The 18,276-nt window shown below is 63.5% G+C and carries 20 protein-coding genes and 1 tRNA gene; 6 read left to right on the forward strand and 15 right to left on the reverse strand.

The window, feature by feature from the left end; translation table 11 throughout:
- Positions 1 to 25: 25 nt before the first annotated feature.
- Together O3932_RS03185 and O3932_RS03190 are read right to left on the reverse strand one after the other, a co-directional pair.
- Positions 26 to 271 (reverse strand): heavy-metal-associated domain-containing protein, encoded by a 246-nt coding sequence (locus O3932_RS03185; RefSeq protein WP_009054619.1) that lies wholly within the window; start codon positions 269 to 271, stop codon positions 26 to 28.
- A gap of 15 nt (positions 272 to 286) precedes the next feature.
- Positions 287 to 577 carry a metal-sensitive transcriptional regulator gene (locus tag O3932_RS03190; protein WP_371536202.1) on the reverse strand — a complete coding sequence of 97 codons (291 nt, stop codon included), beginning with the start codon at positions 575 to 577 and terminating at the stop codon, positions 287 to 289.
- A 123-nt stretch (positions 578 to 700) separates the two neighbouring features.
- Between O3932_RS03190 and O3932_RS03195 the strand changes: the two genes are divergently transcribed.
- Positions 701 to 2,182 carry an alpha/beta hydrolase gene (locus tag O3932_RS03195; RefSeq protein ID WP_371536204.1) on the forward strand — a complete coding sequence of 494 codons (1,482 nt, stop codon included), beginning with the start codon at positions 701 to 703 and terminating at the stop codon, positions 2,180 to 2,182.
- Positions 2,179 to 2,844: a pyridine nucleotide-disulfide oxidoreductase gene (locus O3932_RS03200; RefSeq protein WP_371536207.1), complete on the forward strand. Its 666-nt coding sequence runs from the start codon at positions 2,179 to 2,181 to the stop codon at positions 2,842 to 2,844. The genes O3932_RS03195 and O3932_RS03200 overlap by 4 nt, the downstream gene beginning before the upstream one ends.
- 82 nt (positions 2,845 to 2,926) lie before the next feature.
- Here O3932_RS03200 and O3932_RS03205 read toward each other — a convergent pair whose 3' ends face one another.
- Positions 2,927 to 3,268: a hypothetical protein gene (locus tag O3932_RS03205; protein WP_371536210.1), complete on the reverse strand. Its 342-nt coding sequence runs from the start codon at positions 3,266 to 3,268 to the stop codon at positions 2,927 to 2,929.
- A gap of 290 nt (positions 3,269 to 3,558) precedes the next feature.
- A complete protein-coding gene (purB, locus tag O3932_RS03210; protein WP_371536212.1) occupies positions 3,559 to 5,016 on the reverse strand; it encodes an adenylosuccinate lyase in 1,458 nt (485 codons plus the stop codon).
- 301 nt (positions 5,017 to 5,317) lie between these two features.
- Here purB and O3932_RS03215 point away from each other — a divergent pair, with 301 nt between their 5' ends.
- Together O3932_RS03215 and O3932_RS03220 are read left to right on the forward strand one after the other, a co-directional pair.
- Positions 5,318 to 5,674 carry a hypothetical protein gene (locus O3932_RS03215; RefSeq protein ID WP_296502266.1) on the forward strand — a complete coding sequence of 119 codons (357 nt, stop codon included), beginning with the start codon at positions 5,318 to 5,320 and terminating at the stop codon, positions 5,672 to 5,674.
- A gap of 2 nt (positions 5,675 to 5,676) precedes the next feature.
- Positions 5,677 to 7,332 carry an alpha/beta hydrolase gene (locus O3932_RS03220; protein WP_371536215.1) on the forward strand — a complete coding sequence of 552 codons (1,656 nt, stop codon included), beginning with the start codon at positions 5,677 to 5,679 and terminating at the stop codon, positions 7,330 to 7,332.
- A 26-nt stretch (positions 7,333 to 7,358) separates the two neighbouring features.
- Here O3932_RS03220 and O3932_RS03225 read toward each other — a convergent pair whose 3' ends face one another.
- Positions 7,359 to 7,745, reverse strand: a complete 387-nt coding sequence (locus O3932_RS03225; RefSeq protein ID WP_009647594.1) for a phage holin family protein — start codon at positions 7,743 to 7,745, stop codon at positions 7,359 to 7,361.
- 65 nt (positions 7,746 to 7,810) lie between these two features.
- Between O3932_RS03225 and O3932_RS03230 the strand changes: the two genes are divergently transcribed.
- Complete coding sequence (locus O3932_RS03230) at positions 7,811 to 8,875, forward strand: histidinol-phosphate transaminase (protein ID WP_009647572.1); 1,065 nt, start codon at positions 7,811 to 7,813, stop codon at positions 8,873 to 8,875.
- Between the two features lie 61 nt (positions 8,876 to 8,936).
- Here the strand turns inward: O3932_RS03230 and O3932_RS03235 are convergent, their stop codons facing one another.
- The gene (locus O3932_RS03235) at positions 8,937 to 9,719 is read right to left on the reverse strand and encodes a YwiC-like family protein (protein ID WP_371536218.1); all 783 of its coding nucleotides are present in this window, start codon (positions 9,717 to 9,719) and stop codon (positions 8,937 to 8,939) included.
- Positions 9,720 to 9,941: 222 nt separating this feature from the next.
- On the opposite strand from O3932_RS03235, the gene O3932_RS03240 reads away from it, so the two are divergent.
- Positions 9,942 to 10,925 carry a bile acid:sodium symporter family protein gene (locus O3932_RS03240; protein WP_315295090.1) on the forward strand — a complete coding sequence of 328 codons (984 nt, stop codon included), beginning with the start codon at positions 9,942 to 9,944 and terminating at the stop codon, positions 10,923 to 10,925.
- A gap of 133 nt (positions 10,926 to 11,058) precedes the next feature.
- Here the strand turns inward: O3932_RS03240 and O3932_RS03245 are convergent, their stop codons facing one another.
- From O3932_RS03245 to O3932_RS03285, 9 genes are all read right to left on the reverse strand, one after another.
- On the reverse strand, positions 11,059 to 11,556 hold the full coding sequence (locus tag O3932_RS03245; protein ID WP_371536221.1) for a hypothetical protein: 498 nt from the start codon (positions 11,554 to 11,556) through the stop codon (positions 11,059 to 11,061).
- Between the two features lie 206 nt (positions 11,557 to 11,762).
- Positions 11,763 to 12,185: a hypothetical protein gene (locus O3932_RS03250; RefSeq protein WP_232204150.1), complete on the reverse strand. Its 423-nt coding sequence runs from the start codon at positions 12,183 to 12,185 to the stop codon at positions 11,763 to 11,765.
- Between the two features lie 190 nt (positions 12,186 to 12,375).
- Positions 12,376 to 12,789, reverse strand: a complete 414-nt coding sequence (locus tag O3932_RS03255; RefSeq protein WP_371536224.1) for a hypothetical protein — start codon at positions 12,787 to 12,789, stop codon at positions 12,376 to 12,378.
- Positions 12,790 to 12,927: 138 nt separating this feature from the next.
- Positions 12,928 to 13,329 (reverse strand): hypothetical protein, encoded by a 402-nt coding sequence (locus tag O3932_RS03260; protein WP_296502250.1) that lies wholly within the window; start codon positions 13,327 to 13,329, stop codon positions 12,928 to 12,930.
- 161 nt (positions 13,330 to 13,490) lie between these two features.
- Positions 13,491 to 13,901 carry a hypothetical protein gene (locus O3932_RS03265; RefSeq protein WP_371536227.1) on the reverse strand — a complete coding sequence of 137 codons (411 nt, stop codon included), beginning with the start codon at positions 13,899 to 13,901 and terminating at the stop codon, positions 13,491 to 13,493.
- Between the two features lie 146 nt (positions 13,902 to 14,047).
- Entirely contained in the window at positions 14,048 to 14,449 is a 402-nt protein-coding gene (locus tag O3932_RS03270) for a hypothetical protein (protein ID WP_371536229.1), read from the reverse strand.
- A gap of 418 nt (positions 14,450 to 14,867) precedes the next feature.
- Positions 14,868 to 14,941 (reverse strand) — tRNA-Pro (locus O3932_RS03275).
- Between the two features lie 120 nt (positions 14,942 to 15,061).
- On the reverse strand, positions 15,062 to 16,030 hold the full coding sequence (locus O3932_RS03280) for a metallophosphoesterase (RefSeq protein ID WP_371536231.1): 969 nt from the start codon (positions 16,028 to 16,030) through the stop codon (positions 15,062 to 15,064).
- A 1-nt stretch (position 16,031) separates the two neighbouring features.
- Entirely contained in the window at positions 16,032 to 18,131 is a 2,100-nt protein-coding gene (locus O3932_RS03285) for a transglycosylase domain-containing protein (RefSeq protein ID WP_034504889.1), read from the reverse strand.
- Between the last annotated feature and the right edge of the window lie 145 nt (positions 18,132 to 18,276).

Below are 18,276 nucleotides of genomic sequence, written 5' to 3' on the forward strand. Positions count from 1 at the left end.
CCTCGTCGTTGAGGCGTGGAAATCCTCAGAAGTCGCGCGAGATGCCGACCAGCTTGAAGCCGGCCTCGGACACCGCGTCGCTCAGCGCCGCGTCGTCCAGGGGAGTGTCGGTCAGGACGGTCACCTTGGAGGTTGCGCCCGAGTTGAGGATGACGTCGACGTTCTTCACGCCGGGGATCTCGCTCAGTTCTTCGCTGACGCTCATCACGCAGTGGCCGCAGGTCATGCCGTCGACGGACAGCTCAATGGTGCGATCAATCTCGGTGGTCATGATTTCTCCTTGTGATTAGGACTTGATGAGGCGGGCGATGGCCGCGGCCGCCTCATCGACTTTGGCCTGGGCGGCCGCGTCGGATTCGCGCGCCGCCGTGACGACGCAGTGGTTCATGTGGTCTTTGAGCAGGTTGACCGCGACCGAATCGAGCGCGGACTGGACGGCCGAGACCTGCGTGAGGATGTCGATGCAGTACTCGCCCTGCGAGATCATGCGCTGCAGGCCGCGCACCTGGCCCTCGATGCGGCGCAGGCGCGCGAGATGATTCTCGGTGTTGCCGTGGTAGCCGTGCTCGTTGCTCATGGAAGTAATGGTACCCCTAGGGGGTATGGGTGTCAAGGGGGTGTCGTCACCGAGCGACCTCGCCTCGCGTTGCGCTCGCCAACCCCCGTAGTGTGGAGCCTGGACGGACCATGAGGAGGGCACTTGAAGCGACGCTCACGCCGACGCTACCGTGCGATCCGCCGCGTCCCCCAGGCATACCCGGGCCTCTACCTGCGCCTCAAAGTCGCCCCTGTCCTGCCCGCGCTCGCGGCAACGGTCGCCGTCGGCAGCCTCGCTGAAATCCCGGCGCTCCCCAAAACCATCCGTGCCCGCGCCCGCGCTGCCTCGGATGACATGGGCACATCGATCTCGGAAAAAACCCAGCGCATCTTCTTCGATACCCCTGGCCTGGACACGCTCCTCATCCGCTCCCTCGCGCACGTCGCACGGCGCACCGCGAGCGTCGGGCGCGTGTGGGCACGCGCGGTCGTTGCGGTCGGTGCTGACAAGGACGGGCGCATGGCTCGCATGCTGCCCCTCATCCCCAGGCGCGGATACGACGCCCTCATGACCGGCATGCTGACGGTCGGCACAGCAGTTGGCGCGCTGCGTGGCGGTGCCGTTCACGTGAATCTCCTGCGCGACTCCGAGGCCGACCCAGCCTTCCAGGACCCGCTCCCCGGCCACCCCGAGGCACAGATCCGCCGCGTCGATCCTCCTTCGATCCTGTCCGATATGTGCGCCGACATCGACGAACTCTACTGGTCTCGCACCATCGGCCCCGCCGTCAAGATCACGCGCGTCGGCGAGGACGAGGCGCGCCGCTGGCTCCTCTCCCTGGTTGGCACCCAGTCCATGACCTTTCGTTCAACAAACAACCCAGCCGATATAGAGACGAATATTCGTCTTATGCTCGGCCTGGAGAGCGCGATGAGCGTCGGCGTCGTGAGCGCCCTGCACGCCGCCATGGAACGTGACGGCGTGCCACGCGAGCAATGGACGCGCGAACCCATCCTCATCTGCGGCCACTCCCAGGGTGGGATTGTCGCCGCCGCGCTCGCCTCCATCCCGCCGGACGAGGCCGGGGTCAATGTCGGCGGCATCCTGTCCATGGGCGGCCCCAACCGCCGTATCCGCGTGCGCCCCGACGTGGTGATCATCACCGTCAACCATGACCAGGACGTCATGCCGAGCTTCGACGGCTCGCCCGACCGCGCCCCCGACCGGCGCGTCACCGTCGGGCGTAGCCTCGTGAGGCCTCGGACCCGCCCCCTCTACTACGCGCACTCCTCCGCGACCTACACGGAGACCGTGCGCCTCCTCGAGCGCAAGGTGCGCGTGACCCCGTGGGGTCGGCTGGCCTCGTCGATGGCGGCGCTGCAGGATTTCCTGCCCACCCCGGGGGAGTCCACGCGCGTCATGCACTACGAGATCTGGCAGGATCTCCTGACACCCACCGCCGACGCCGCATGGGACACGGTTGCCGCGCTCGAACGCGGCGGCGCGTACACGGCCGCCACCTATCCCATGGACTACGTGACCACGGTGCCGCGCCTACCGCGCGTCGCCCGTGCGAGGCGTCGGCGCGCCTCTGCCTTCTCCGCCCTCTCCCGGCTCATTCCCATCAGAAAGGACCGCTCATGACCGAGCATTACGCCCCCCTGCGCGAGGTGCGCCGCTGGATGCGCGTCTCGACCCCCGTGAACAAGGCCGCCGCCTCCGGCCTGCGCGGTCAACTCCCGCAGATTGCCGGGCCGCTCGTGATCGGCGCGCTCGGCGTGGGTGCGATTGGTGCCGGCATCGCGTGGCGAGCCCTGGCTTCGACGCGGGGAACCGGGCGCACGCAGCGCTTCGCGGAGCTGGCCTCGTCCGCGCTGGAGGCCGCCTTCCCGGAGACGTTCATCGACGAGGCCGGGGTTGGCCCCGGTGAACGCGGTTCCAGTGAGCGCCGCGTCGTCAACGTCGAGGTTGGTGAGGGTTTCGGTCGCCCATCCCTGGTGTCCATTGACGTGGTTGCACCGGCCTCGGATGAGTTAGCGAATGTGGAGGTCGCGACGGAGGCGCTGGACGCGCTCACTCGCGCGGTGTGGAACAACGCCGAAATGGCACCGGTCAGCGTGCGCGCCCGCGTCCTCATCGCACGCGGTGATGCGGATTCGCCGGCGGACGCCCGGGCGGTGCCCGGTGCACAGACCGAAACGGTGGCCGACATGGCGGTGCTGGGCTTCGAAGACGAGATTGCTCGTCCCGACGAGCTTTACGCGCGCTATGGCGCGCCCGACTGCGACCCTGCCTGGAGGCCGTGACCTTCGATAGGACTGAGCGGCTCCGCTTTTGCGGATGCGATGGAGCCCCCAGCAGGAGTGCTGGGGGCTCTCTTGTTCCGGCTCAGCCAATGACCTCGATGTCGCGTAGGTACACCACGGGGTTACGTGAATTGGGGCGCCGGATCTTCTTTCCGATCAGCTCCTCATGTTTGGCTGGGAGGTCACTCGGGATAATGGAGATGCGGCCGCTTCCCTCGTCTAGATCCTTCTCAACGCCAGCGACGCGAGTAACCGCCTTGACCGTATCGTTCTTGTCGAGCACAAGTAGTTCAGCGCAGTCGATGATGCGTGCTGCACTGGCCTTCCACCACTTACGTCCACGTTCAAGCCAGGCCTCCTCGTTCTCTTTCCAGGGCGGGTCGTCTTCGTTAACTCGGATAACGACAGTTTCCTGATGCGCCATGACCGTTTCCTTTCTTGGAGTATTGAAGCTAGTCTTGATGTTTAGCTTCTTATACTTCTATTAAAGTATAAGAAGTATGGGGGCGCAACTCATGATTCAGTTTGTGCGAGGAGTAAATCTTGGTGTCGATGGAGAGAAGGACTCTGCGCATAGTTCGAGGGTTGTCGTGTCAACCATCTGGTTGTATAGCCCTGACAACACTCCGCCCCGGCCTCGTCGATCCAAGGCAGAAACGGGGAGGGCGGCGAGGCGCGGACCAACCGCGCACCCGCCGCTCCAGCCGATAGGACTCAGGCCTCCCAGCGCGCCAGGCGCTCGGACAGGCCGACGTAGGTCGCCGGGGTCAACGCCAGGAGACGCTCCTCCACCTCGGCCGGCAGACCCAGGCCCGCAATGAACTCACGCATGTCGCGCTCGCCCACCTCGTGGCCGCGCGTCAGCTCCTTGAGGCGCTCGTACGGGTTCGCCATGCCGGTCGCACCCGCGATCGCCGCGGCGCGCATCGCCTGCTGGACGGCCTCGCCGAGCACCGCCCAATTCGCATCCAAATCCTGCGCCATGCGCGCCGCGTTGATCTCGATGCCATCCAGGCCGCGCACCAGGTTGTCGTAGGCCAGCACCGCGTGACCAAAGGCAACACCCACGTTGCGCTGCGTCGTCGAATCCGTCAGGTCACGCTGCATGCGGCTGGTCACCAGCGTCGACGCCAGCGAATCCAGCAGCGCGTTCGACACCTCCAGGTTGGCCTCCGCGTTCTCGAAACGGATCGGGTTGACCTTGTGCGGCATCGTCGACGAACCCGTCGACCCCTGCGCCGCCAGGTTCTGGTGGAAGTAATCCATCGAAATGTACGTCCATGCGTCCGTCGCCAGGTTGTGGGCGATGCGGCCCGCGCGCGCCACATCCGAGTACAGCTCGGCCTGCCAGTCATGCGACTCGATCTGCGTGGTCAGCGGATTCCATGTCAGGCCCAAGCCTTCCACGAAAGAGCGGGCCAGCGTCGGCCAATCCGCGCCCGGCACCGACACGACGTGCGCGGCCCACGTGCCCGTCGCACCGTTGATCTTGCCCAGATACTCCGTGGCCTCGACGCGCGTGATCTGGCGGGACAAGCGGTGCGCGAACACCGCCATCTCCTTGCCGATCGTCACCGGCGTCGCCGGCTGGCCATGCGTGTGCGCCAGCATCGGGACGGCCGCCCCGGCCTCGGCTAGGCCGCGCAGGCGATCCAGGAGCGCGCGGATCGACGGCAGCCACACCTGCTCGGTCGCCGCCTTGATGGTCAGCGCGTACGCCAGGTTGTTGATGTCCTCGGAGGTGCAGAAGATGTGGACGACCTCGCGCAGGGTCGGCAGCGTCGTGCCCTCGCCCAGCTTGCCGGCCGCGGCCTCCAGGTATTCGCCGATCAGGTACTCGACAGCCTTGACGTCGTGGCGGGTGACGGCCTCGAATTCGCCCAGGCGCTTGATGTGGTCGGCACCGAAATCGCGGGGCAGTGCGCGCAGGTAGTCGCGCTCCGCGTCCGTCAGCGTCGGGGCGCCCGGCAGGACCGAGTTGTCGAGTAGGAAAATCAGCCACTCGATTTCGACGTGCACGCGCGCGCGGTTCAGGCCCGCCTCGGACAGGTAGTTCGCCAGCGGCGCGGCCACCGCGCGATAGCGACCGTCCAGCGGGCTGAGCGGCTCACCCCCGCCCGCCAGGTCCGAATAGCCGTGGGCAGTGGAGAACAGTGTCATCGTGTCGCTCATACCCCCATCTTCCCAGACTGCGAGGTCTTCGGGACGCTGAGTCCGCTCGGCGGTTCGTGGTGTGTATAACGCACGAGGCCGGGGCTGGGGCGGGTTGTTCACGTTCGCTGGCGGGGGAGTGCCCGATACCGTCCGGGGGTGACCTCGCTTTATCCACAGGCTACCGCGAGCGATGTCTATCCACAGGCCTGCGTTCGTGTCGCCCGCCATCCACAGGGCTGCCCGTGCGGGTAGAACCAGCCACGGCCTCGGGCGTAGCGTCCGTCCTGTAACAACACCGCTTCCGCTGAAGGGAGTTCCCATGCCTATCGATACAGCCGCCGTTTCCGTGTCCCTTAACAGCGCCTACGCCCTCGTCGATGCTCTGCGATGCGCGCTCACGGGGTCCTCCTGCTCGCAGTGGACGGGCACGGGAGGCGATTCCTACCGCTTGCGTAAAGACGAGGTCGTGGCTCAGGCCCAGGGAGTTCTCGACGATATTCAGGCGGCGCTGGACGCCGTTCCCACCCTTGAAGCAAACGCCACCGCATTCCTCGCGAGCACCGTTGTCACAGTGGCGAACGGATGCAACACGGCAGTAGCCCTCGCAGACTTCTACGGCACCGTCCTGACTTCTGCCGCAGCCGCGGTCAGTGGCGACGTGCTAGGGAGGCGGTAACCGTGGCCTTTGACCCTCATCGTCACGTCACGGTTGCCTCCGGTGCTTTCAGTGTTGACGTGAACGAACTGAACGCCGCGCACGCGGCTCTGACCTACGAGAAGCTACTCGCAATCGGACCATCCAAAGCCGCGCTCACCTGCGCACAGTTGGAAGTCGACCTGGCCCCTTTCGATACAAGCAGCGTCACCAGCGCGATCACCACCGCCCTGAGTTCCCTGGATGACCTGGGTGCCGCTGTCGATGATCTCCTGTGGAAGCTGCGTGATGCTGCACTGACCTACGACGACGCAAATAGTTTCGCCTCCCTGTGGGAGGCCGTTCCCGGCAGCGCGTCCGGTCCGCAGTTCAGCCTCCTCGGACTCGCCAGATTCGAGGCGACGGGTGGCTTCGCGGGCGCGCTGTGGAGCGCCGGTTTCCACCTGTGTCAGGACGCCGCGGCTCGACTGGGGGTCCCAGGGTTGGCGACTGTGGTCATGCCGCTTCCGGCGATGGCAACCCACAGCAGGGACTTGATGAACACCGGGATCGACGGTCTGGAGTTTTGGAAGCATGAGGATGAGATGTCAGGCGTACAGTTTCAGCGCGACCTCGGCCGTTTCGCGTTGGACGTCAATTCCTTGCCTGTGCATCGGGACGTCGCGCGTATTCTGGAAGGACTTGGGGTGAGTCAGGACCTCAACTCCACGTCGACGGCCTCGGCCTCGGGCTTGGCGGCGCTGACAGTGCTGGGACTTACTGCTTGCGGACTAGGGAGCGGACCAAGCTACGGGGTCGCAATCAAGGCAGCCGACGGACATACGCGCGTCCACGCTGGCGGGATCGGACTGTGGCTATGGCCCGATAGGTTTCAAGAACGAAAGGCCACGACGCTGGCATCGATGCCGGACGCTGCACCTGACATCCACTACGAGGGCGCTGCCACCAGCGCCGACGTCATCGAACACATCATCGACATGCACGGGGGAGACGCCGACAACGGCGAGATCGCCATCGAGGAACACGTGACACTGGGAGAGGATGGAACCCAGACACGCTCATGGACCATCGACATCCGTGGCACGCAGTCCTTCGGCGCTGGGGAGAAAGGCCCGCAGGACATGCTCACCAACTTTCAAGGCGTGGGCGGCATGGCTTCCGACCAGCTCTACGCCATCCAGAAGGCGATGGACGACGCGGGCATCGCGCCGGGCGAAGCCGTCGAATTCGCCGGACACTCCCAAGGCGGCATCATGGCCGCCCAACTTGCCGCAAACCCGAACGTACGCTCCCGCTACAACGTCGTCTCAGTCGTCACCGCCGGATCCCCAACGGCCACCATCGCCCCCGCCGACGTACCCGTCCTGTCCTACGAGAACTCCGGCGACATCGTCCCCGGCCTCGACGGCTACGCCACACAGGGGGATAACGTCACCACCGTCATGTTCTGCGACTACGAAGCCACGTGCGACATCTCCGACCCCGTCCCGTGCTCACACTCTGCCTCCGTCTACGTCGACGAGATCAGGAGTTCCCTGAGCGCAGCCACGGCCTCGTCCGACCCGGGCCTTGGCGCACTCGCGGTCGCCGAGGCCCGCCGCACCCACGCGCTCGGCCTCACCGAGCGCACCCAGACCACGATCCACCACTACCAAACGAGGCGCATCACCGACAAGTGATGCGCCTCGAGAAAGGGGAAGCCAGCTCAGTCGCGGGTGTCCTTCTTGTCATGCAGGACCCCCGACACGACGGAGGCCACCACCGACGTGATGACCGCACCTGTCAGGCAGGACAAGAAGCCACCCGTCGTCATAGGAATGCCCAGCGACGTGGACAGCCAGCCCGTCAGCGCGAAGAGCAACGAGTTGGTCACCAGTGCAAACAGGCCGAAGGTGAGGAGGTACAGAGGGAAGGCCAGCGTCTTGACGACGGGCTTAATGATCGAGTTCACCAGCGTGAACACGAAAGCGATGACGGCGAGGGCGATCACGGTTTCTGATGCCGTCGTCGACGTGATGGAGATAGACGGAACCAGGAGGGTCGTGACCCACAGTCCGGCCATCGTGGCAACAAGTCGAGCAATGAAATCCATCTGCTCATTCTTGCGCAGTGGGACGTTGCTTGCACGGCACACCCCCATGGGATAGGACTACACACATGAGCAACCTGCGCTTTCGGCCCGCCGTCCTCTCCCTACCTCGCTACAAGCCCAGCAAGTCCGCGCCCGACGCCGTCAAAATCTCATCCAACGAGATGCCGACCCCGCCCAGCCCGGCCGTGCTGGAAGCGATCGCCCGCGAGCTCCAGACGATCAACCGTTACCCCGACCTGACCGCCGCGCCCCTGCGCGAAGCCCTCGGGAACCGCTTCGGCGTGGGTGCGGACCAGGTGTGTGTCGGTACCGGCTCCTCGGCGATCCTCGTCGCTGCGCTGTCCGCCGTGTGCCAGCCGGGCACCCAGGTCGTCTTCCCGTGGCGCTCCTTCGAGTCCTACCCGATCGCCGTCCCGACCGTGGGGGCCGACCCCGTTCCCGTGCCACTCCTCCCGGATGGCAGCCACGACCTCGTCGCCATGCGCGAGGCCATCACGGATGACACTGTCGCGCTCATCCTCTGTTCTCCCAACAACCCGACCGGCCCCGCCCTCACCTACGAGGAGATCGCCTCCTTCGTCGCTGATGCCCCCGACGACGTCATGATCATCGTCGACGAGGCCTACATCGATTTTGCGACCAAACCCGGCGTGCGCACCGCGGTCCCGCTCATCGAGACCCACCCCAACGTTGTTGTCATGCGGACCTTCTCTAAGGCACACGCCCTGGCTGGCGTACGCGTCGGCTACGCTATCGGCGATGCCGAGGTCATCGGCGCGATTCAGTCCCTCCTCGTGCCCTTCGGCGTCAACTCCCTCGCGCTCGCCGCTGCCCTGGCCTCGCTCGCAGACGCAGAGGGTGTTCAGCGCGCGGTCGCCGACATCGTCGCTGAACGCGAACGTATCGTTCCCGCCCTGCGCGACCTCGGATACGACATCCCCGACACGCAGTCGAACTTCTACCTGCTGCGCGGAAGCGTCTACGGCCTCGTCGACGAATGCGCCCGCGTCGGCCTCATCGTGCGTCCCTTCCGCGAAGGCGTGCGCGTCTCCGTGGGCAGCCGCGAGCAGAATGACCTCTTCTATTCGGTGGCCGCCGAGTTCGCGCGCACCCACGGAATCAGCGCGTAGGTACCTGTGCGCGTGGGCGCGCCCGATCAGTCGGACACGCCCACGCGGCGGGCGGATGCGGTTACGGGATCAACAGCACCACGAACAACAGAGCCGACCAGGCGATCTCGGTGAAGCCGATCAACCTGGGGGAGAGGGGATGCTTTCGGGTGCGGCTCAGCGTCGGCATCACCCACGCGCGCGCCGTCAGGCACACCCACACGAGGGCGGGCCAGATCGATAGCGCGCCGAACCACCACGCTGCGGTCACGCCGAGCGTGCAACAAGCGTGAAACAGTGCCGCCCCCATCGCCCAGCGCGGGTCCTTGCGGCCGCGGATCATCGAGCGCACCAGCGGCACCGTGCCAACATAGTGCAGCGTGAACACCGTGCACGCTGCCCACGCGTGCGGGGTCACCGCCGCCGGCGAGCCATCTGCTGTCGCCAGCGCGAAAGCGACGGGACCCATGATGCCGCCCGCCAGGATCGAGGCCGCGCGGGCACCCAGGGAGCGCTCGCGCCCCTTCCACACGAGGAAGAGCGCGGACGAGGCCAAGGGAGCGAACGCGATTGCCCACCACAGTAGCTGCGGGCGCATCGCCAGGAGGGTGATGCCGGGGATCGCTGCGAGGACGCTGTAGGTCAGGATCGCGGGCACGATGCGACCGCGGCGCTTCGTAGGGGTCTTGACCCACAGACACACGGCCGAGAACATCTGGAACGCCATTGCCCACGCCACCAGCATGAGGACGACCATCCATACGAAGGTCAGGGACAGCGCCCATCCGAGCAGCGGTGGGAGGGCCATCATCGTCCATGCGCCGTGCTGGTCGGAGATCCAGCCCTTGCGCTGTAATTCGCGCATGCGGGGATTCTTATGGTGTCGCATTTTTGGGCGGCTGTGGGAATACCTGCACGTATCGTCCGGGGATTTCTGCTGGGGGTGAGCGGGGGCGGAGTCAGTCGTTGGCGCGGCACTGTGCATAGCCTTAGCTTAGTGAAGTTGTCTTGTGAGTCTCAATACTGAACTGATCACAACGTGAGACGCGGAAGGGAAAAATTCAACAATCGGTGAAATATGGGTGGCATGTCCACATCAGATACAGTCACCACTCAGTCTCCTTCGCTTTCCTCCGAAGATCGCAGCGCGCGCATCGCCGTGACGGTCTTCCCGCTGCTGATCCTGGCAGCATTCGCGATCGCCATGGTCACTCCCGCGACCTTCAAGCCGCTGGCCCCCGGCGTCAGCTGGGCACTGGGCGTCATCATGTTCGGCATGGGCCTGACCCTGACGATTCCCGACTTTGGACTCATCGTGAAGCGTCCTCTGCCCGTGCTCGTGGGTGTTGTCGCCCAGTACCTGATCATGCCCCTCGTCGGCTGGATCCTGTGCTACGTGTTCCGCCTACCCGACGCGGTCGCGGTCGGCGTGATCCTCGTCGGCTGCGCGCCCGGTGGTACGGCCTCGAACGTGATCTCCTATCTGGCGAAAGCGGACGTCGCGCTGTCGGTCACCATGACCTCGATTTCGACTCTGCTCGCGCCCCTCATGACGCCGCTGCTCACCGCCTGGCTGGTCGGCTCGCGTATGCCGGTGGATGGCGCAGCGATGGCGCAGAACATCCTGCTGATGGTCCTCGCTCCCGTGCTTGGAGGCTTTATCGTTCGCTTCGTCGCGGGCCAGCTCGTGGAGAAGATCCTGCCGCTCCTGCCCTGGATCTCGGTGTTGGGCATCTGCTACGTGCTGCTCGTCGTCGTGTCGGGGTCGGTCGACAAGATCCTGACGTCTGGTGCCCTCATCATCGCGGTGGTCATCTGCCACAACCTGCTGGGCTACCTCCTTGGCTACCTGGCTGGACGCGTCGGAGGCGGCTCCGATAAGGCCGCGCGCACGACCGCGATCGAGGTCGGTATGCAGAATTCCGCGCTGGCCGCGACGCTGGCGAAGACCCACTTCGCCGCCACCCCAGAAACTGCGCTCCCGGCGGCCGTCTTCTCCGTCTGGCACAACCTGTCTGGTGCACTACTGGCGACGTTCTTCCGTCGCTGGAAGAACGGTGGTCAGGCCTGAAGTGACGAGGCCTGGGTGCCCTCGGGCGCTCATACCACGCGGATGGGTGGGAGATACAGCCCGCGCAGATAGATGAAGAGGGACGACCCTGCGGGTCGTCCCTCTTCATCTTGCTGACTATGCCAGCGGCACATCAGTTACTGGTCGACATAAGTCCGCACGTGGCGAAGAGTTCATTCTGGTGGGTGCTCACGTCGTTGACCGCCTGCGTGTATTCGTTCAGTCCGGACCCGTTCGTGGTGGAGATGGCGGCGGCCTTCTCGCCAGCGTTGCGCCAGTCAGCAGTGACCTGGTCGACAGACTTCTTGATGTCCTCGTTGGAGATCTTCTCAGATGCCGTCGCGTAGGCGTCCGCAATCGAGTCGAACGCGTTCTTGATGCTGGCGGGGTCAGTGCCCATCTCTGAAGTAGCGCTCGTCACGGTTTCGCTGGCGTCTGCCATCGCCTTTTCGATTTCCTTGCAAGCGTCTTCCTTGGACTGGTTGCCAGCAGGGGCAGTGTTCTGGGTGGCAGCGGAGCTGGACTCCGACGAGGGGGTGGCGGACGAGGGGTTAGCCTTCTCGCCACCGCACGCGGCCAGGCTGAGCGGCATCAGGATGATAAGCATGGCGGCTGCGATGCGCTGTTTCATGGGTTCTCCTTTGAAAGCATGGAAGGATACACTGAAAGTCTAGCCGTGCGGTTAAAGTTGGGCAAAACTCCCTGTGTGAAGGGTGGTCTTCCCCTATGCTCCGCGTCTCTTTGCTTGGAAAGGCATGCGTTTACGCCTGGGAAAAGATGGGTGGGGTGACCATGAAGGCCGCCCCACCCGGTATCGCATGCATGGTTAGTGACGGGTCACTGTCCGGTGCCCCAGTCGAAGCCGCAGAGGTCGTTCAGCGCCTTTCCATGGTTTGACATGTCTGTCATGAGGTCAGGGCCACCCGTCGAAGCGCCGGGCGACTTCGTAGCGTCGCGAAGCTTCTCAAGGTCTTCAATAAGAGGGGTGAAGGCAGCCTTGACCTTCTTATTGGTGATCTTCTTGTTGGCTTTCTTGTAGGTCTTGATGATCTGGTCCAAACTGTCCCGGATGTCGTCAGGGGAAGTGCCCTTGATCTTGGCGCTTTTGTTGGCGCTGACAGCTGCCTTCTGGATATGTTTGCAAGCGGCTTCCTTGGATTGGGCACCGCAGGCGGCCAAGCCGAAGGGGAAAACGAGGATGAGGGCAGCGGCGATGAGGCGACGCTTCATGCTGGCTCCTTTGAGAGCGTTGATGGACATAGTGGAAGTGTAGGGGAGTGGTCCCGGCGATGTACAACTCGCCACATGGCGAGCGGGTAACCGACGAGGTATGGGTGCGGTACGAGGCCTGTGTGGCGTAGGTTGTCGTGGTCAGATTTTTCATGGCGCGAGGAAAAGCATGCCTCGGGTTGTCCCTCCCGATAGACTCAACGGAGTCGTCATTGGCGTATCAGCTTCCAATGTTCCATCCGAAGCCGCACAGATCGCTGAGTTTCTTCCCGTGATTCTCCATGTCTATCATGGCACTGTCGAACTCGCTGGAAGAAAACGTGGTATCGCCGTCATCATAGAGTTTGATGATCCTCTCCATGTCAGCGATGAAGCTCTGAAAAACAGGCTTAACCTTCTTGTTCTTGACCTTCTTTGAGGCCTTCTTGTAGGTAGAGGCCAGGTCAGCCATCCGGTCCCTGAGGACCTTCGGATCTCTGCTGGTGGTCTGCCCGTTCTTTTGTGCCTGCTCGCTGGCGCTAGCCGCAGCATTGTCGATCTCATGACAGGCGGCTGCCTTGGATTGGGAGCCGCAGGCGGCCATGCCGAAGGGGAAAACAAGGACGAGGGCGGCAGCAATGAGGCGACGCTTCATGGGAATTCCTAAAGGGTGGGTCGATGGTCTCGCGGCAGAGGGTCAGTATCGATGACCGCGACAGTGACGCTGGTGGTGGACGGGGAGGGCACCCGGTTGGGCGTCCCTCCCCGCATGGCTGATGGTGTCAGCGAAGTATCACTTGCCGGAATCCCACTTGAAACCGCAAATGTCGTTCAGCTCCTGGCCATGGGTGGAGATGTCCTGCAGGACCTGAAAGTCTTCCGTAGACACGTCGGAGCTGTCCTTGTCTGCGAGGTCGCGGAACTTCTCGAGGTCGGCGATGAGGTTCTTGAAGGCGGGCTTAACCTTCTTGTTGGTGACCTTCTTGGCGGCCTTCTTGTAGATCTTGAGAGCCTTATCCAGGTTCTCCTTGATATCTTTTCCGTCGCTATTGGAGTCGAAATTGATCTCAGAGCTGGCGGTAGTCGCAGCCTTCTGGATCTGCTTGCAGGCGGCTTCCTTGGACTGGGCGCCACAGGCGGCCATACCGAAGGGGAAAACGAGGACGAGGGCAGCGGCGACGAGACGGCGCTTCATGGGAATGCTCCTAGTGCATTGATGATGGGTACGGTGAAAGTCTATCGTCTGAAAAAAATCTGTGGGATGGTTACTGGGTGATCCATGGCACCACTCTGCGAGACGTTGCTCAAGGGGCTGCTCGGTGGGGTTCTCCAGACGAGCCGCTTACCAGCGTTGGGTTACCTGTCCCACGTGAAGCCACAGAGGTTATTCAGTGCCTCCCCGTGGGTGTCCATGTTGTCCTGAATGGACTCATAATCGGGTGACGCGCTCGCGTTTTCATCGGTATTCAACAGGTTAACCAGCTTGTCGAGGTCGTCGAGGACGTCCTTAAAAGCAGTCTTCACGTCCTTGTTGGTGACCTTCTTTGCGGATTCCTTGTAGATGCCAGTCATCTTTGCGAGGAAAACGGCGTACTCCTGCTGGCTATTCATCGAGGAGATGTCCACCGACTCTGATTCCTTGAGGACCGCATCGCGCGCGGTCGCGATCTCCTTGCAGGCGTCAGCCGTGGACTGGGTGGATCCGCAGGCAGCCATGCCAAGTGGAAGCATGAGGATCAGGGCGGTGGCGGCGAGACGATGCTTCATGAAATCTCCTGGATGTGTCGATGGCGTACAGCGACATGCTAATGCCTGTAAGAAGTACGTGGGAAGTCGTGTATGAGCGACTGGCGGGGGGAGGGACAACCCACCCGGGTTGCCCCTCCTGGCTTGGTGTGCGCGTCAGCAACTGCTCACCAGTCCAAGGTGAACCCGCAGAGATTCTTCAGCACCTGTCCGTGGTTGTCGATGTCTTCCTCATTCTGCTCGTATTCCGGCGAGGTGGTGGGAGTGTCGTCCCTGAGGAATTCAACGGACTTGTCGAGGTCCTTGAGGATATCGTTGAAAGCAGCCTTGACTTCCTTGTTGCTGACCTTCTTACCGGCGTCCCTGTACGTGTCCAGCAGCTTCTTCAGATGATCTGGAACTTCGCTGAAGGGCATGTCCAGAATCGAGTGTTCGGCCGAGTACTGGTGAACGGAGGTACGTGCCGTCGCGATTTCCTTGCAGGCGTCAGCCGTCGACTGGGACCCGCAGGCAGCCATGCTAAGCGGGAAGATGAGGGCGAGAGCGGCGGCAGTAAGACGACGCTTCATGGGTGCTCCTAGATGTCGTGAGAATGGATGCACTGAAAGTTTATGACGTGAAAAAGATTTGTGATGCACGCCTCTACATTGTGGACATGGCTGCTGCGTACGTGCGGGCCTTGGCGACCGTGCTGCTGATGGGTAGGGTCGCCGTTCTCTATCGTTACCGCGCAGTGCCGGTGACCCTTCTCTGTGCTCAAGGGCGTCGGCCCGCCTCCCCAGCTGCTTTCTGCACCCGAGGGCGTCGGCCCGCCCGCATGCCGAAGGGGTGCCCTGCCGCCGCCCTCGGGCACCGCAGTCGGCGCGTGCTGCATGGTCGCCACACCACCCGCCCCGGCCTCATTCCCGCCCTTGCGCCCGTGCTGGCAGTCGGCCTGGCTATGCACATACAAAATCGCCGGGACCAAACGGTCCCGGCGATTCACCGTCGGGGTGGCGGGATTTGAACCCACGGCCTCTTCGTCCCGAACGAAGCGCGCTACCAAGCTGCGCCACACCCCGGTGCCCAATGAGTATAGCCATACCTCGTCGGAAAACCCAAACCGAGATCGGCGGACAATGGGAAGTGTGTGCCACGCCGCAAAGATGAGCGTGCGGTGAGTGGCCCACACTGAGCCTCAGCTACGCGGGATGCACGTGGATGAGGGAGGCCTCGGGTCGCGTTGCGATGCGCACCTTGGCGTGGGGTGACGTGCCCAGACCAGCCGAGACGTGCAGCCATGCCTGGGAGCCGTCGGGTGCCTCCCAACGATTCAGGCCCTTGGCGTAGTGGCGTGCGATGTCGCAATTCGTAATGATCGCCCCCATGCCAGGGATACCGATCTGACCACCGTGCGTGTGACCGGCCAGGATCAGGTCGGCCCCCTCACTGGTGAGCGCAGACACGACGCGCGTGTAGGGCGCGTGCGTAATGCCCAGGCGTAGCGCCCCGGGTTCTTCCCACGACGAGGCTGGGGCTACCATGCGGTCCCGGAAAATGTGCGCGTCGTCGGTCCCCAGGAGCGAGACGGTCCCGCCGGACAGCGACAGCGTGCCCGACGCGTTGGATAGATCCACCCATCCGGCGTCGCGCATCTGGCGAACCATCGGCAGGTAGGGCAGGTCCGGGACGACGCGTGCGGGAGGCGGCGTGGAACGCATCAGGTAGCGCGTCCAGGGCTTGGGGATCGGCGAATAGTAGTCGTTTGACCCTAGGACGAAGGCGCCTGGATACGACAGGAACGGCCGGTAGGCGTCCATCACCATGTCGAAAGCATCAAGCGACCCGAAGTTGTCGCCCGTCGCCACGACCATGTCGAAGCGCTCGGAGGAGGCGACATCGGAGAGGAAGTGGAGCAGGAACTCCTGCCCGGCGAAGAGATGGAGGTCAGCGATCTGGAGAATCGTCACCTCGGGGACGTCGCGCTCGATGGGCACATCGTAGCGGCGCAGGGTGGGCATAGTTCGCTCAATTGAACCCCATGCCAGCGCGGCACCACCCGCCGCGATCCCGGCGAGTCCGAGCCCCCCGATGACGGCACCTGCAGTGCGCAGGACCCCAAGGCCTCGTCGGGAGAACGAGACAGCGGTATCGGTCAGTGTCGGTGTCATATCAGTTGCTGCTGGTCGGAGCCGGGGTTGGGTTCGAGCGACTCGTGGATGAGCCAATGTTCGCGCTGGACACGTTCTCAACGGGCGTTCCGGCGAGGATTTGCGTCATGTAGGGTGCCCAGATGTTCTGGCCGACGAAGGTCTCACCGTAGATCTCACCGTAGTACTTGCCGTTGATGGTCACGGAACCGACTTCCTGCGAGGAGTTCGCGCCGTGGCCCACCCACGCGGACGTGACGACGGAGGGGGTGAAGCCCGTCAGCCAGGTGTTTGCGTGGCCGTCGGTCGTACCCGACTTGGCGGCGAAGGGGCGGCCGTCGCCCAGACGCGTGGACGTGTAGTACTGGCCGGCGGAGGCAGTCAGCAGGGCAGCCGTCTTGTTGGCGACGTCGGCGGAGATGACCTCCTTGCAGTCCGCGGAGAACTCCTTGAGGACGTTCTCGTCACGGTCGGTTACCGACTCGATGGACTGCGGCGTGCACTGCTGGCCGGAGTTCGCAATGGCTCCGAACACGGAGGCCATCTGCAGCGGGGAGGAGGACACAGAACCCAGGATATTTGCGGGGAAGGGTGAGGGGACCTCGCCGTCCTCGGTAATGCCCATGTTATAGGCCGTGTCGAAGATCGCGCAGAAGTCCACGCGCGAGGCCATGTTGACGAACGCCTGGTTGACCGACTGGCCGGTCGCGCGCACGACATTCATGGTGCCGGTCTTGCCCGCGAGGTCGTTGACCTGGTAGCCGTCAGTGTAGATGGCGCGACCACCGCACTTGAAGGATCCGTTGCCGTAGAACGTGTTGTTGGAGCCGACCGTCTCGTAGGCGGAGTGCCCCTCCTTGAACCACTCGAGCAGAGTGAAGACCTTGAACGTCGAGCCGACCTGGAAGTTTCCATCGGCCGAGTAGTTCGACATGGTTTCGCCGCTCTCAATGCCGTACGTCGTGTTCTGGGCCATGGCCAGGACGCGGCCCGAGCGTGGGTCGAGAGAGACAAGCGCATCGTTAAGGCCGGAGGCATCGCCGACGGGAATTGTGTGTGTCAGCGAGGAGAAGGCGGCGTTTTGCATCGTGGGATCCATCGTGGTGCGGATCGTGATGCCCTGGGTCTTGAGCATGCGCTCGCGCTCGGTGCGGGTCTCACCGAAGGTGGGGTCCTCCAGGAACTGAGCCAAGACGTAGTCGCAGAAGTAGGCCTTGGAGGATTCCGCGCCGGAACAACCTTCCGAGGAAACGGTCGGGTGCAGCATCGAGTCGATGGTTGTGTCGATGCCCTTGTCGTACTCTTCCTGCGTGATGACGTTCTGCTCGAGCATAGCGGCTAGGACCGTGTTGCGGCGTTCCTTAGCGGCATCGGGGTGAACGAGGGGATCGTACTGGACGGGGGACTGCACGAGGCCAGCCAGGAGGGCGGACTCGAGGTAGTTCAATTCGGAGGCGGACTTCGAGAAGTAGCGCTGCGAGGCGGCCTCAACGCCGTAGGTAATGGGGCCGAAGGGCGCGATGTTCAGGTAGCCGGTGAGGATCTCATCTTTCGACTGGGTCTTCTCCAGTGCCAGCGCGTACTTGATTTCGCGGAGCTTACGCTCGGTGGTCTGCTCGGTAGCAGCGCTGACCTGATCGGCGTCGCCCTCGAGATAGCCGCGCTCAGCCAGCGAGTTGCGCACGTACTGCTGGGTGATCGTGGAGGCACCCTGACGGCCGGAGTCGCCCAGGTTCGTCACGAACGCGCGGGCGATACCGGTGGCGTCCACGCCGTTATGCTCGTAGAAGCGCTTATCCTCGATCGCGATAATCGCCTTCTTCATGACGTCAGAAATGTTCGCGCTGGGAACGACGATGCGCTGCTTGTCGTAGAAGTGCGCAATCACCGCGCCCGACGAGTCGAGGATTTGCGATTCCTCAGCCGGGGCGACAGTCTGCAGATCGCCCGGCAGCTCGTTGAACACCGAGGGAGCGGACTTCGCGACAAGCGCGGTGGGTCCCGCGATGGGGACGAGCATGCCTGCTCCGACGACACCCATCAGAGCTGAAACGCTCAGGAACGCCAAGAGGAGGGCGAACAGCTGGGTTGGCCGGACAGCGCGGGAATGAGAGTGCGACATGTTCCTAGCTTACGTGCCGCCTGGCTCATCTGACACCTCGCGAGGCGTGACAATCGCCTGATCGTGCATGCGCTGGCGCACTAATAGCAAGTCGCACCGTTTGCACCCACAATGGTATGTGTGTATGGTCACATGTAGGACTCGG

The organism is Pauljensenia sp. 20925_1_25, assembly GCF_041433955.1.
GTDB lineage: Bacteria > Actinomycetota > Actinomycetes > Actinomycetales > Actinomycetaceae > Pauljensenia.